Source organism: Brenneria salicis ATCC 15712 = DSM 30166, assembly GCF_003315515.1.
Classification (GTDB): Bacteria; Pseudomonadota; Gammaproteobacteria; order Enterobacterales; family Enterobacteriaceae; genus Brenneria; species Brenneria salicis.
In genome coordinates, this window is sequence record NZ_QNRY01000020.1 from 11,393 (window position 1) to 26,607 (window position 15,215).

Consider the following 15,215-nt stretch of genomic DNA (forward strand, 5'->3'; position numbering starts at 1 on the left):
TATTTTAAATATTTACAGCAGTAATAATCCCGCTTTTGGCAAGATGTGCGTACCCGAACGCGCCGTAGCATCATAATTGTAAATATCTGTTCTGAACTGAGGTTTGCCATCCTCCGCCACCCATGCGGTTAAATAGTACAAGCTAACCGGGATACGGTGCTTCATCGGCACATAGGTGGTATTGCCTTGATCCAGCGTTGAAGAGATACGTGCGTTATTCCAGCCGGCATCCTGCAATAGCATGCCTGCCAGTTCAGATGCCTTGTTAACACGCACACAACCTGAACTCAGCGCCCGGATATCACGCTGAAACAGATTATGATTCGGTGTATCGTGCAGATAAATGGCTTCTGAATTCGGCATATTGAACTTATAGCGACCCAACGAGTTATTGGCGCCCGGCGCCTGACGCAGACGGTAAGGGAAACGCTCTGGCGAAACCAGCGGCCATTCAATCATTGACGGATCAATCTCTTCCGAATCCTGACTCCAGCCGGACAGCACCGTGTAACCATGACGCTGTAAGTAACCAGGGTCCTGAATCGCCTTGGGAATAATATCCTGACGTGTCAGCGAGGTGGGAACATTCCAAGGCGGGTTGACCACCACATTATAGAGCGAGCTACGCATCAGAGGCGTTTTACGTTTAGGTTGCCCCACAATCACCCGCGACGACAGTCGCTCAGCGCCATCCTGATAGTAAATCAGCGAATAATTGGGGATATTGACCATGATGCCGGTGCTGACATTGTCCGGCAGTAAACGCAGCCGCTGTATATTTAACGCCAGCAATGTTGCCCGCATCTGTGGTGAGACATTCAGCCAGTCGCGAGTTCGTTTACCTATCGCGCCATCAGCCGCCAGCCCTTGCCATTGCTGAAAACGTTTGACCGCCTCAACTAATTCGCCGGTATAAAGGTTCTCAGCGTTTATAGCGGTGCTGTCAGCCATTACCGCTCCCTGCTCTGAAGCTGGGGACGGCTCACCAAACAGCATAATATTTTGTGTCGCCGTCAGCATGCCGGTGCGCTGTAATATTTCGCGTAATACCGCTAATTCCTGACTTTGTTGTTCAGGACGCAGGGTTTCAGTGGAGTTTAATTTCGGCCAGGGGAGATTATCCATCAGCATGTTTTTCAACGCATCATGCATCTTTGCATATTGCGAATGCTGAGGCGCCAGCGAAGCAATATATGCCGCGCTGCTCCCCGATCTTACTGACTGTTGCCATTGATCGACAACGCTGGCCGACGGGGATTGCAGACGATAAGGCACACTGCTGTACAACCAGTTATTGCCATTGCGCTCAACCTCGGAAACAAACTGCAAATACCCCAGCATGGCATCGGATAAGACAATGTCGCGAGCAAAACCGGTGATTTGCGGATCGGTCAGCCAGGTGACCCAGGTGGTAAACTGAGGCTGAATCCCGGCGATCGCCAACTCAGCCAGTTGTTGTTGAAATTGCTGCACGGCGCGGCTATCGGCCCACATGGGTTGCATAGCGTGAAGCGCATATAATGATGATAATTCGGAGAGATATTTAGGCGTCACCGATTTGGGCAATGCCGCCAATAACGACGCCCTGCTTTGTTCTGTTAAGTCCGGTTCCGTCGAAACCGTCCCGCTGCCTTGTGAAACAGTCGTCTGGGGTAATGCTGCCAGCACCGAAAAAGAAGGAAACAGGCCACATACCCAGATACAACCAGCGCTCCACAGTAGCCTCTGCATTTTTCGCTTATATAACAACATCCATTTTTCCCCTGTACGCATTAACACCCATTCCTTCCACGACAAACGGTTTTGATAGTGGAAATAAAATAACCGAATTCAATTATTGCAAAGAAAAAATTATGATTTTATGCGGTGATATTCAATACGCCGAATATTCCCCTTCAGACTGGAATAACTCATCCGTCTGTTCATCAGTATATAAAGAGAAAAGTAATTTTGCTTCTCTCATCACACGATTATCTTACTGGACTGGCGAGTTATTTATTATCGATACGCCAATCTCAATCGCCCGCCAAAAGTAAAGCCGCTTAAAAAAGCGGCTTTGTGATTTAATTGCGGCAAAAAGATGCTAAGAAGCCCGTTCCGCAATTTCCGGCGCGTCACTTGCAAAACCACGTAAGCCTACCACATGCACGTGCTCATGATTTTGATGCACCTTACGCACCAGCTTATAGGTGGTGCCTTTTTCCGGGCTGATATTTTCCGGCGCGGCGATGATCAACTGCATTTCCAGACGATCACAGAGTTCGAACAAGGTCGCGATCGATTTAGCATCCAGGCGCGCCGCTTCATCCAGAAACAGTAAACGACATGGCGAAATATCTTTGCCGCGTAATCGCTTGGACTCTTCTTCCCAACTCTGAACCACCATGACTAGAATCGACATCCCCGTCCCGATCGCTTCCCCGGTTGACAACGCCCCGCTTTCAGCACGCAACCAGCCATCGGCGCCACGGTTAACCTCAACTTCCATTTCCAGATAGTTACGGTAATCCAGCAGTTCCTCGCCAATGGTTTGCGGCGTGCGTTGGCCCATGTCGATTTCCGGGTTCAACCGTTGATACAGTTTTGCCAACGCTTCAGAGAAGGTCAGCCGGTTACTGTTGAACAGATCCTGATGGATCTCTTGTTGTTCCGCCAGCACATTCAACAGCGTGGTATGTGTTTCACGTACATTTACGTTCAGACGCACACTTTTTACCTGACCAAACGCCACTGATTGCAGCCCCTGATTCAACATCCGAATACGGTTCTGTTCGCGCTGGATGGTCTTGCGGATAATGTTCGCCACGCTGCGTGAACTGATTGCCAGCATTTGTTCACGCGCCGTCAGTTCTTCGGTCAGACGATTAAGCTCGATCTCCATCTGTTCAATGGCTTCGACCGGATCATCGGTGCGGATGATATCCTGCCGGATACGTTCGCGCAGGTGCTGGTATACCGCAATATAAAACTGAATTTTACGCTCAGGACGCTTGGGATCTTCCGAAAGACGCAGAACATCACGCAGATGCTCGTTATCCGCCACCGCCAGACGCAAGGCGCCCAACGCCTTATCCGACATCGAACGCAGTTCTTCGCCATCCATGTAGGCTAATTCACGGCGATGCAAGCGACGCTCGACGCCATTATCTTTTACCAGACGCATCACCGCACACCAACCCGCTTTTGCGCTAACCACCTGCTCGCGCATCTGATGATAATCGCGTTCCAGCTTACGCAGTTTCTTGTGCAGACTTTCCATTTCCGCTTCGCAGAACGTGAGTTGTTTTTCCAACTGATTACGGCACGAGCGATTGGCGCTCAACGCGGCATGCAGTTCGTCCCGGCGCTGACGAGCCCTCGATTCGGCATCCGGATCGGCGCGGACGCCAATATCCTCAAGCTCCTGGGTCAGTTCTTTCAGCATGTCGCGCTTGGCGTCATAGGCGCTTTTCAGTGAAGCCTGCAACTGACTGTATTGCGTCAACAGCGACTGATGCTGGCGGAGTTGCTCACGAGCTTTCGTCCGTTCGGCTTCCACCTGTTCCAGACGCTGACGCAGTTTGTCGTTCAGGTCGCTGTTTTCGCTCAGCATCCCGACAGCGTCGGTGTAGCTGAAATGCGCCCGACGCTGTACCACCTCCGTCAGGGAAAATGCCTGTTGTTTGGCGTGGCGCTGCGCATTCTGCGCCTGCGCATAGTCTTCTTTTAGCTGTTCATGCTGCTGCGGATCGTTTTGCAACACCGAAACCATCGGTTCCAGTTTTGCCAACGTCGCGCCATGTTGCTGAATAAAACGCGCCGACGCTTCCGTTTCCGCCAACTCCGCACGAATTTCTTCAACCCGATCGTGCAGGCTGTCATCGGCCAGCAGGCTGAGGCGCGGGATCAGCTTATTCAGCATGGCGCTGAGCTCTTTCGCTTGTTCGTACTGCTGACGCTGCTGCTGGTTTTCGCCATCAAAGTTGGCGATAGCGCGCTCTAGCTCACCACGGCGGGAAGTTAAATCGCGAATATCCGCTTCAGGGTCGTCGTCAAAGACAACGGCCAGATGCGTACCGATAAAACGGCTGAACGATTGATGTAAACGTTGCGTCTTTTGCACGTCAAAAGAGAGAGTCGCATACTGTTCCGCCAGCGCTTCGCGCTCATCACGTAGGCTTTCCAGCCGCATTTCACGCGCCGCCCGCCCAAACAGAGGCACCGCCGGGAAACGGGAATAGCGCCACTGACGCTCCGCGACTTTCACCACCACCGCGCGTTCCAGTTCCTCCACCGCAAACACGCTGTCGTCGAACGACTGCGGATCACCCTCGATCAGATATAAATCTTCCGGGCAATCATCCAGCCCCGCCAATTGTTCCCGCACCAGCGATAGATCCGCGACCACAATCCCATGCCGCGAAGGGCCGTAAAGCGCCGAAAAATAAGGCGCATCATCCAGCGTAACGTCGTCGTAGATCTCTGACAGCAACACGCCGCCAAAGCGCTCCGCCAACGCATTCAGGCGCGGATCTTCCGAACCGCCAGGCTGACTCAGCCGTTCGATCTGGGCTTCAATCTGGCGCTTGCGCGTTGCGATCTCATCGCGCTCCACCGTGGTTTCGCGCTCGCGCTCCAGCAATTGCTGCATGAACGACGTCACCTGACGACCGTCCGCGAATGTTTCGCCGCTTTGCTCGCTCAGTTGGGTCAACGTTTCCTGCGCGGCCAGCCACACCGGGGCGCGGGCGGTCAACTGCTGAATACGTTGCTGGATCTGTTCCAGTTCCTGACGCAACGCCATACGGCGCTCGCCGGCCTCAGCCACCAGCGTTGACAACGATTCAATCTGCGCATCCAGTTCCTGTTGCAGAGAATCCAGTTCTTCCGGCTGGCAATCCTGCCCGTAGCGCTTGTTGAACTCCTGCAACAGGCGCTCGGCATCCTGCTGCTCACGCAGACGCTGCTCCAGTTCCGATAAGCGCATCCGCAACGGTTGCACCTGCTCGGCCTGATAGCGCTGGGAAGAACTCTCGCGCAACAAATCGCGCGCCACCTGCCAGGCTTCGCGGCGGCTGACCGCACCGGCAATGCGGGAAACCAGATCATAGGCCTGCTCAAACTGGCTATGCGCGGCATCGGCCACGCTCAGCTTTTGCTCAAGCATCAACAACATTTCCGTGGCTTCCTGCTCTTTCGCCTGATAACTGTCCAGCCATTCATCCGCGTTATCCGCGGTCAGATCCGGCAATTGACACAAGGTGCGGGCGCGCTCCAGCGCTTGTTGCGCCTGCTGGTACTGAATCGCGCGCGTCTGCTGTACGTCCAGCGCCTGATGATAGTCCGCCAACTGGCTTTTCAGTTCATCCACTTCCTGCTCGGCGGCATCGGCGCGCGCTTCGTTTTCAGCCTGCTGTTCGCGCGCTTCTTCAACAATCTCATTTTGCTCTTCGAGACGGTAGCTAAGATCTTCCAGATCCGCGTTATACCGCTCGATTTTTTCCTGTTGACGCAGCGCGGTCTGCACCAGATTCAGGTGATCGCTGGCCCCCTGATAATCCGTTTCCAGATCATTTTCCGCCTCGCTCTGTTCTTCCAGTTCACGCGCCATTTCCACATGGCGATATTGCTCGGCGGCAAGCTGTTTACGGCTGCCGAACAGGTCGCGCCGCAGTTCCAACGCGCTATCCAGATGAATTCGGCGTTCGTTGGTATGGCGCATATAGTCGGCGGCCACATAGGAGGTCGCTTCGGAAATCAAATGCTTGAACAGATCACGATCGGATTGGGTAACGCGAATCGCTTCCAGCGTCATGCGGTTTTCCCGCAACGCTGCTTCCATATCCTGAAACGCCTTGCGCACCCCGCTGTTTTCCGGCAGCAGATAATCACGCAATGAGCGGGTAATGGCGCTGGAAATACCGCCGTACAATGAGGCTTCAATCAAACGATAGAACTTGCTGCGGTCGGAGGCGGAACGCAGACGACGCGGCACCACCCCCAGATCAAACATCAGGGAGTGATAGTCAGTGATGGAATTGAACTGCTTGAACTGCACGCCTTCCATCTCTTCGACGCGTTCTTTCAGTTCCGCCAGTGAAAGAACCCGCGCCTGACGATCACCTACCGTCTGGGTCAGCAATTGCGTCGGCTGCATTGAGGTGGGTAGCCCCTGAATGGTAAACGGTTTGATATCGACTTTGCGATCGCGTCCGGCGACCTGCTGCAAACGAACCCCCACCAGCACGCGCTGATGACGGGAATTGACCACATCCAGCGTGGAATAACACACGCCGGCGCGCAATTTGCCGTGCAACCCTTTATCACGGGAACCACTGGTGGCGCCCGCTTCCGTGGTGTTTCTGAAGTGCAGCAAAGTCAGATCGGGGATCAAGGCCGTAATAAACGCCGCCATGGTTGTGGATTTCCCGGCCCCATTACCGCCCGACAACGTGGTGACCAGTTCATCCAGATCAAACGTGCGGGCGAAAAAACCATTCCAGTTGACCAGCGTCAGTGAGCGAAATTTACCGCGTTCAATCATTCCTGTTCATCCTCAATACGCTCAGGCGGGGTATCGTCTGTGCGATCGTTCTCGTCGCTTTCATCTTTCAGTGACAGGTTGCCGTCGACCGGCATCGCTTCACCATCACGGATCATCCGTAATTGCGCCTCGCGCGCATCATCGCCGCTACGCACATCGGCGCCGAAGCGGAACACCGACTCGGTGATACGAAACTTGCTGCCGTCGTTGCCCATAAAGTAGATCATCCCCAGCCGTCGCAAGCGATTCAGCGAGGTTCTCACTTTTTCCTGTAATTTCTGGCGATCCAGATCGGAACCTGTTGAACGCTGGTTAACCAACTTGAGTAATTTGTTTTCATCCGCCAGGCCGAGCAACTCTTCGTACATTTCCTGCTGGCTGAAAATCCCCTCGTGCGCCAGACGCTCCGGGCTGAGGTAGAGATAGCACAGAAGTTTCCCCACCATCATATCCAATTCGGACAGCACCGAACGCGGAATTAATGTGGTGGAGCGCGGGCGCAGATAGAAGAAACCTTCCGGCGCACGGATTAGTTCGACGTTATAGCGGCTGTAAAACGTTTCCAGTTCTTCCTGAAAATCCATCAGGAACGCATGGTTTTCCAACTCTTCAATGCCGATATGACGACCTGAGCGCAGTTGACTGTCCAGCGCGGGAAACAGCATATTCGACAGCGCCGTGACCAGTCTGGCTGGCATGATATGTTCAATATTTGTCGATGACATGGGCCTGTACCTTGGCTCCGTAATCATTGATTACCTGCCACAATGCAGGCAATCCGGTGAAATCATCTTCGGCCACGCCCAGACGCACCGCCTGGTCGACCACGATTCGGGCAACATCAAAGTGCCGGGAACGAGGATACTGCGCAAGATAATCGCGCATCACATCGCTTAAATTAAGCGGTATTTGCTGCTCTTTATATTTCTGTAACGACTGTTCGACCAACGCAATCAACTGCTCGCGTATTTCACTGAATTCTTCATATTCCAGATCGGGCGGCAATTCCCCTGTCACCTCGTCGCTGCGCAACGTCAACTCTTCATCGCGCATATCCAGCAGGCGTTCGGCATTGGCAAAGGTGAGCGCCCAGGGATGGTCGAAATAGCTTTGCACCGACTGACGCAGGCGTTGGGCGAATACCCGGTTTTTATCCATATCAATGGCGGTACGGATAAATTTATGCACATGCCGGTCGTAGCCAATCCATAAATCGATGGTTTGCTGGCCCCAACTGACAATGCGATCAAGTTTGCCTTGCAGATCAAAGACCAGCTTATCGACAAACTCCAGATTGTGAGGATTATTGAGGATCGCGTCCTGAATACTCAGCAGGCTGGCCTGAAGCTTGTCGCCCGCGGCCTCCAGCGTATCCTGTAATTCACGCAGTGTGCTTGAGGTTTCCGTCAGCAACTGTTCGCAACTGCTGATCGCCGCTCGCCAGTCCTGATTCAACAGCGCGGCAATATCCTCTTTTACGCCCTGTTGTTGCTCATCCATTACGCGCTGAGATAAATCGATACTGTCAAAAATTTCCGCGGCCGAGTATTTCAACGGCGCGAACACATTGCGGTGCCAATGAAACTCATCGCCGCCCTCTTGCGCCGCATCCGCCGCCCGGCTGAGCTCCTGGGCCACAATCGAAAGCTGCATGGAAAGGCGCAGCGCGGAAAACTCACGCTGCCGAATATAGTAGTCAGTGATGCCGATGCCCAACGGCGTCAGCCGATAGATGGCATGGCCTTCCGCCTGTTCGCTGGTAAAGCGGTTGAGCAATCGCTGGCGAACCAAATCATTGATGGCGTTATTGGCGCGAACCGTAATGGTTTCGTCCGTTTGTTCAAATCCCTGACTGACATGGCGAAACGCATCAACCAGTTCGCCTTCGCTCATTTCACCATCCATACGCTCGCCATTGAGCGTGGCTATCGCCAGTAAAAAGGCCAGCCGCTCAGTGGGAAGGGAAAGGGAAAAATCATTTTTTCGTGCCCAGGCGACCAGTTCGGGTACAGTCTGGGAAAAATCACTCATAATGCATCCTTCAAATGGGGTTTATGCGCCATGACATGGATATAACGACCCAAACTGACGAAGGGTTCCTGCCGGCAATAACGCTGTTCAAGCTCAAGAATCTCAGCAAAATTATCACGTTGTTGCTGTTTATTCTGCAAATAATCGTGAAATACCCGGACGCCGGTTTTACCGCTGATGGACAGCCCCATCTCTTCAAGCCACCCGTAAACCTGCTGAGGCTCCAGCGGATGATCCGGTGATAATGACCGTCGCTTACGCTTGGGCATTCCGGCCTGCACATAGGCAAAATTACCCAACACCATGTTGCGCATCAGCAAACCGTGCTGGTTATAAAACATCAGGGATAACGCGCCACCCGGAGACAGACACTCATTCAATTTTTCCAGCGCCTGCCTCGGCTGCGCCACCCATTCCAGCACCGCATGAAACAATATCAGATCGGCGGGTCTTTCCATATATTGCGCGATATCCTGCGCGGCACTTTGTACAAAACGCATATTGCTGATCACGTTTTGCGTGGTCGCCGCCTGTTTAGCACGCTGAATCATCTCATCTGATAAATCGCACAACAAGACCTGATGTCCTAAAGCTGCCAGACGGCAGGCCATATGCCCTTCGCCGCCGCCCGCATCCAGAATATTCAATGGTCGTGCCGGAAACCGGGCGAGCAGACCAGCCAAATCCTGCCATAAAACCGCTTGTCGCAGTGTACCTTTGGTTGTGCCATAAATGTTCTGGGCAAATTTTTCTGCGATGTCGTTAAAATTGCGATCCTGCATGGCTCAATGGTTCCGCATATAGTATTCAGGGCAAATAAAAAGCGCCCGGCAATACAGCAGCGCGGATGCCTTGACCTGCCATTTTCGCACAGGCTGACTTAGAATAAATCGTCTTACCGCATAATATCTGCCCGGTTGCGGTTTTTTCACTCAAAAGGAATGCAATTATATGCTGTTCACGCTAAAAAAATTTGTCGGCGGCCTGTTGCAGCCCCTTCCATTGCTGTTGTTGGTGATGGGCATCGGCTTACTTCTGCTGTGGTTCACCCATCGCCAGCGCACCGGCAAAACGCTGATTCTGGCAAGCTGGCTTACCCTGATGTTGATCAGCATCCAGCCGATTGCCGATCGCCTGCTGCTGCCGCTGGAAACTCACTATCCCACCTGGCAAGCCGATCGACCTCAGGCCGATTATATCGTGGTGCTGGGCGGCGGCTATACCTATAACCCTGACTGGGCGCCCAGTTCCAACCTCATCGGCAACAGCCTGCCGCGCGTCACCGAAGGAATCCGTCTCTATCATGCCAATCCGGGGGCAAAAATAATTTTCACCGGTGCGGCGGCGCGCGGGAATCCGGTCAGCAGCGCCAAAACCGCAGCGCTGGTTGCCGAAAGTCTGGGCGTGCCGCCACAGGATATTTTGCTGGTGGATACCGCAAGGGATACGGAAGAAGAAGCGGCCGGCACCGCGAAAATCGTCGGTTCGCAACCGCTGGCTGGTCACTTCGGCGAATCATTTACCGCGCGCCATGCGCTTTTTCCAGGCCGCGGGACTTAATCCCCTGCCTGCGCCAGCTAACCAGTTAGCCATCACTACCGCCCTTAACCCGTGGGAAAAAATCCTCCCATCAGCCTATTACCTGTCTCATAGCGAACGGGCCTGGTATGAAACCCTGGGGCGACTCTGGCAACGCCTGAAAGAAACGCCAGCACCACTGGCGCAATAGCTACTCAAGCCAGGGCGCAAGCTCACGTGACGCGATATCAAAAAGTTGCCGATCCAGTTGTCCGGTGTGGATGTAGCGGGAAACGGCTTCCCAGATGACATACAACCAGCGCCGGTACACAAAGGATTCCGCCACCGGCGCTTTCTTCAGGTAGTGATATAACAACTGTTGCGGCATCCCTGACCCACAAAGCCGGAAGAGCTCATACTCTCTGGGCGCCCAAAGCATCATTCCCGGATTAATCATCGCCAGTAATTGATCAGTGCGAGCGTCCTTCAACATACTCCGCAACGAGAGATTGCCGTGCACCAACACACAATTGTCATGAAAATCATCAAATAATGCGGGTAATTCCTGACGGGTACGATATAACAGGCTGCGATCAGCTTGCGTTAACTGCGGTGCGGTAATATTGAGCAATGTGGACCACAACACTTCCAGACGCTGCTGATACCAGCTAAACCAATCATTTTCCTGTGTGCTATCAACAGAGCCGACACAGCTATGACTATCAATACGATGCCAGGCCAGCACATCATCCACGATTTGGTCCATTAGCAGCGTCCAGCGCTGTGTGGTGCGGGTCGGCGCTTCAACCGATACCCCACGCAGGCGCTCGATCAGCAGCAGTTCTTTATAAGGCGCTTGCTGGGTAATGACCAGACCGTAGACCGTCGGCAGGCGAACATCGCCTTCACGCGCCAGCATGGACAACTTATACGCTTCCTGCTGAGCAACCCCTTGACATATATAGCTTTTAGCGAGTAAAGGAATAGCATGACCTTCTTTATCGTACAAAGCATATAAATCCGCATAGGGTTGCTCGCTAATCCGTTCAAGACGGCTCAGGCTTTCCCCTAATACCGTGCTTAATTCCGATTTCAACTGTTCCATAAACGGCAAAACCTCGACTGAGCAGAAGCGACCCGGTTGTCATGATGCGGTCAGCGGATGACAATTTCCCCAATGCAGATCAAATAAAACCAGATCAGTAATACTCACGTCAGACGGGCAACGCTTATGGAAAACACTTTTCCGTGCGTAAATAGAAGCCGGGCAATGTCGTCCGACATCAGACATTACCCGCAGAAAGCGTGCGCAAACAGCTTATTTGCGTTCGAATGCGCCCAGATCCGGCGCAGCGCCTTTATAATGATTCGCCATCAACTGCCGTACACGCGCTAAATCTTCTGGCGTATCCACCCCGACACTGGGGATCGCTTTTGCCACCGCGACATGAATTTTTTCGCCGTACCATAGCACACGCAGTTGCTCCAAAAGTTCAATTTGCTCAAGCTGGCTGGGCGGCCAACTGACATAGCGCCGGACGAACCCCGCGCGATACGCGTAGATACCAATATGCCGTAAGAAATGATCGCCGATGCTCTCTCTGGATTGAGCAAACCGCTCACGCTCCCAGGGTATGGTCGCGCGTGAGAAATACAACGCATATCCTTCGGCATCCGTAACCACTTTTACCGCATTAGGATTAAACGCTACCTCACTGGTTTCTACCGGCACCGCCAGCGTCGCCATACCCGCACGGCAAGAAGCCAGATTTTCCGCAACCTGACGAATTATGACTGGCGGGATCAACGGTTCATCGCCCTGCACGTTCACGATAATTTCGTCATCTGCAAAGTCATAGCGCTCAATGACCTCCGCCAGACGCTCTGTGCCGGAGTTATGCTCCGGGCGAGTCAAACAGACCTCTCCGCCCGCCTGCTGAACCGCAGCCTGAACATCAGGATGATCGGTGGCGACAATCACCCGCCGCGCCCCCGACTCCAGTGCTCTCGCCATCACATGGAGCACCATCGGTTTGCCATTAATATCCGCCAGCGGTTTACCGGGCAAGCGGCTTGATGCAAAGCGCGCTGGAATTATGACGGTGAAACTCATTGTGTTATCTCATCGGCACCCAGAGCACGCGCTTCACTCTCCAGCAAAACGGGGATGTCATCACGAACCGGATAAGCCAGACCATCAACCTTGCATATCAGTTCCAGCTTCTCTTTATTGAAGTACAAACGTCCGTTACAAACCGGACAGGCAACAATCTCAAGTAAACGGTGATCCATGCTTCCTCCATCATAGAAGCTAACAGGGTTATAACCAGACCGCCGGCGCATTTACCCGGCAATACAATTACTGCGGTCGAGGTGGTGGTGGTGATCGTTTATCACCGCAGAAGCGGGGAACTCTTATTCAATACCGTTCCCAGCAAGCGGAGCAATTGCGTCGCTTGCGGTTCCGACAACGTGGCGTCAATCGGGAGATACCACCAATTGGCGCGGGCGAATGTCCTGCACTTGACGGCATCTTTCTCCGTCATTAACAACGGCTGTCGGTCATCAGCGGTCAACGCCTGAAGCTGCTCCGGCTGATAATTTTGATGATCGGCAAAGGCGATTTCACGCGCAATATTGACGCCGGACTGACGCAGTGTGGCGAAAAAACGCGGGGGATGTCCAATGCCCGCCATCGCCACGACATTTTGCAACTGTGCGACATCGCATTTTTCACCGGACAGCAGATTGGTCGCCATACCGACAGTCAACGTCATGCCGATTTCCCCTTCACGAGGCATGCCGCCGTTCACAATAATCGCATCCACCGACCTCAAGCGACTTTCCCGCTCCCGCATGGGGCCTGCGGGTAGCCACCAGCCATTGCCGAAACGTCGAATACCGTCCACCACCACTAACTCGATATCACGTTCCAACGCATAATGCTGTAGCCCGTCGTCAGTGATGACCACATCCAGAGAATAATGCGCCAATAACGTTTGTACCGCCAGACGACGTTCCGGCGCCACGGCAACCGGCGCCCCGGTACGTTGATAAATTAGTACCGGTTCATCACCGGCTTGCGAGGTCGTCACACCCTCATCAATCAACAAGGGATAATGATCCGCTTTGCCGCCATAACCGCGGGATACCACACCAACCCGATAGCCTTTTTTCTGTAGCTGCTCGACCAACCAGATCACCACCGGGGTTTTCCCGCTGCCGCCGGCAGTCAGATTGCCCACCACCACCACCGGTAGCGGCGCATGCCAGCTTTTACGCCAGCCCCAGCGATAGCTTTGGCGGATAAGGAATGTCACGCCCCCGTATAACAGTGAGAGAGGAAGTAATAGCCAATAAATCGGCGAGCGGCCCGACCAGATACGTTCAATCATACGCCAAACTGCATTTTATGTAGCTGAGCATAAGCGCCATTATTGGCCAGTAACGCGGCATGCTCGCCGCGTTCAATAATACGTCCATCTTCAACAACCAGAATTTCGTCAGCATTTTCAATGGTGGAAAGACGGTGCGCGATAACCAGCGCGGTACGATCTCTTTGCAACTCGTCCAGCGCCGCCTGAATAGCCCGCTCAGATTCCGTATCCAATGCTGATGTCGCTTCATCCAGCACCAGAATCGGACAATCCCGCAGCAGCGCACGCGCAATCGCGATACGCTGGCGCTGCCCCCCGGAAAGCAGCACGCCGTTCTCGCCAATCATGGTATCGAGCCCATGCTCCATCTTGCCGATGAAGTCCATCGCATGCGCCATGGTCGCCGCGCGTTCGATTTCCTCACGGCTGTAGCGATCATTACAGGCATAGGCAATATTATTGGCGATGGTGTCATTAAACAGATGCACATTCTGGGAAACCAATGCCACCTGATTACGCAGCGAAGGCAATGTATATTCACGCAGATCGTGGCCGTCCAGCAGAATTTCGCCTGACTGGATGTCATAAAAACGCGTGATCAGATTAGCAATCGTCGATTTACCGGAGCCGGAGCGCCCAACCAGCGCCACCGTTTTTCCCGGTGGAATATGCAGGCTGATATTATCCAGCGCCAGGTTCTCTCTTCCCGGATAGGAAAAACTGACATGGCGGAATTCGAGATCGCCTTTCGCCCGGTCAATCTCCAGTTTGCCGTTATCTTTTTCCTGCTCCATATCCAGAATGGCAAACAATGTCTGGCATGCGGCCATTCCGCGCTGAAACTGCGCATTGACATTGGTCAATGACTTCAATGGGCGCATCAGCGCAATCATGGAAGAGAACACGACGGTGATCGTTCCTGCCGTCAGCGTTTCCATAACGCTGGGGAAACTGGCGGCATACAGCACGAAGGCCAGCGCCAACGACGCGATCAATTGAATAATCGGGTCAGAGATCGAGGAAGCCGAAACCAGCTTCATGCCCTGTTGCCGCATACGGTTGCTGACCTTATCAAACCGTTTGCCTTCCACGGCCTGACCGCCAAAAATCAGCACTTCTTTATGACCTTTCAACATCTGCTCGGCGCTGATGGTCACATTTCCCATGGTGTCCTGCATGCTTTTACTGATATTACGAAAGCGTTTGGAGACGACACGAATGGCAATCGACACAATAGGCGCAATGACAATCAGAATGATGGAAAGCTGCCAACTGTAATAAAACATCAGAATGAACAGGCCAAGGATCGAAGCCCCCTCCCTGACGACGGTAATCAGCGCATTGGAAGAGGACGCCGCCACCTGTTCCGAATCATAGGTGATACGGGATAAAAGCGTTCCCGTTGATTGTTGGTCGAAAAAAGAGACGGGCATGCCCATCATGTGAGAAAACAAGCGGCGACGCATGTTCATCACCACCTGGCCGGAAACCCAGGCCACGCAGTAACTGGACACAAAACCGGAAACGCCGCGCATCAACATCAGGCCAATTACCGCCAACGGCATCCAGACCAGTATTGTTCGATCGGCTTTACCAAAGCCTTCATCCAGCAAGGGCTTGAGCAGAGACAGCATCAACGTATCGCCAGCCGCATTAATAATCAGCGCGATCGCGGCCACAATTAGTCCCGCTTTAAAAGGAGAGATCATCGGCCATAGGCGACGGAATGTCTGCCAGGTGGAGAGATCTTTATCATTCAGCATGCA

The 15,215-nt window shown here is 53.4% G+C and carries 10 protein-coding genes and 1 pseudogene; 1 reads left to right on the forward strand and 10 read right to left on the reverse strand.

From position 1 onward, the window contains the following. Positions 1 to 12: 12 nt before the first annotated feature. The 5 genes from ldtD to cmoM form a co-directional block, all read right to left on the reverse strand. The gene (gene ldtD / locus DES54_RS10060; RefSeq protein WP_113867065.1) at positions 13 to 1,752 is read right to left on the reverse strand and encodes a L,D-transpeptidase; all 1,740 of its coding nucleotides are present in this window, start codon (positions 1,750 to 1,752) and stop codon (positions 13 to 15) included. A gap of 331 nt (positions 1,753 to 2,083) precedes the next feature. After that, complete coding sequence (gene mukB / locus DES54_RS10065; protein WP_113867001.1) at positions 2,084 to 6,523, reverse strand: chromosome partition protein MukB; 4,440 nt, start codon at positions 6,521 to 6,523, stop codon at positions 2,084 to 2,086. Continuing rightward, positions 6,520 to 7,248 carry a chromosome partition protein MukE gene (gene mukE / locus DES54_RS10070; RefSeq protein WP_113867003.1) on the reverse strand — a complete coding sequence of 243 codons (729 nt, stop codon included), beginning with the start codon at positions 7,246 to 7,248 and terminating at the stop codon, positions 6,520 to 6,522. The genes mukB and mukE overlap by 4 nt, the downstream gene beginning before the upstream one ends. Then, the gene (mukF, locus tag DES54_RS10075) at positions 7,229 to 8,554 is read right to left on the reverse strand and encodes a chromosome partition protein MukF (protein ID WP_113867005.1); all 1,326 of its coding nucleotides are present in this window, start codon (positions 8,552 to 8,554) and stop codon (positions 7,229 to 7,231) included. The genes mukE and mukF overlap by 20 nt, the downstream gene beginning before the upstream one ends. Continuing rightward, positions 8,551 to 9,336, reverse strand: a complete 786-nt coding sequence (gene cmoM / locus DES54_RS10080) for a tRNA uridine 5-oxyacetic acid(34) methyltransferase CmoM (RefSeq protein ID WP_113867007.1) — start codon at positions 9,334 to 9,336, stop codon at positions 8,551 to 8,553. Before cmoM ends, mukF begins: the two co-directional genes overlap by 4 nt. Before the next feature lie 169 nt (positions 9,337 to 9,505). Here cmoM and elyC point away from each other — a divergent pair. Then, positions 9,506 to 10,359 (forward strand): annotated as a pseudogene (gene elyC / locus DES54_RS10085) (envelope biogenesis factor ElyC). On the opposite strand, the gene DES54_RS10090 reads toward elyC, so the two are convergent. The 5 genes from DES54_RS10090 to msbA form a co-directional block, all read right to left on the reverse strand. Then, a complete protein-coding gene (locus tag DES54_RS10090; RefSeq protein WP_113867009.1) occupies positions 10,284 to 11,177 on the reverse strand; it encodes a YcbJ family phosphotransferase in 894 nt (297 codons plus the stop codon). The pseudogene elyC and the gene DES54_RS10090 sit on opposite strands and share 76 nt — an antisense overlap. A gap of 213 nt (positions 11,178 to 11,390) precedes the next feature. Then, positions 11,391 to 12,185: a 3-deoxy-manno-octulosonate cytidylyltransferase gene (gene kdsB, locus DES54_RS10095; protein WP_113867011.1), complete on the reverse strand. Its 795-nt coding sequence runs from the start codon at positions 12,183 to 12,185 to the stop codon at positions 11,391 to 11,393. Continuing rightward, the gene (locus DES54_RS10100; RefSeq protein ID WP_113867013.1) at positions 12,182 to 12,364 is read right to left on the reverse strand and encodes a Trm112 family protein; all 183 of its coding nucleotides are present in this window, start codon (positions 12,362 to 12,364) and stop codon (positions 12,182 to 12,184) included. The genes kdsB and DES54_RS10100 overlap by 4 nt, the downstream gene beginning before the upstream one ends. 101 nt (positions 12,365 to 12,465) lie before the next feature. After that, the gene (gene lpxK / locus DES54_RS10105; RefSeq protein ID WP_113867015.1) at positions 12,466 to 13,467 is read right to left on the reverse strand and encodes a tetraacyldisaccharide 4'-kinase; all 1,002 of its coding nucleotides are present in this window, start codon (positions 13,465 to 13,467) and stop codon (positions 12,466 to 12,468) included. After that, on the reverse strand, positions 13,464 to 15,212 hold the full coding sequence (msbA, locus tag DES54_RS10110; protein ID WP_113867067.1) for a lipid A ABC transporter ATP-binding protein/permease MsbA: 1,749 nt from the start codon (positions 15,210 to 15,212) through the stop codon (positions 13,464 to 13,466). Before msbA ends, lpxK begins: the two co-directional genes overlap by 4 nt. Positions 15,213 to 15,215 lie beyond the last annotated feature (3 nt).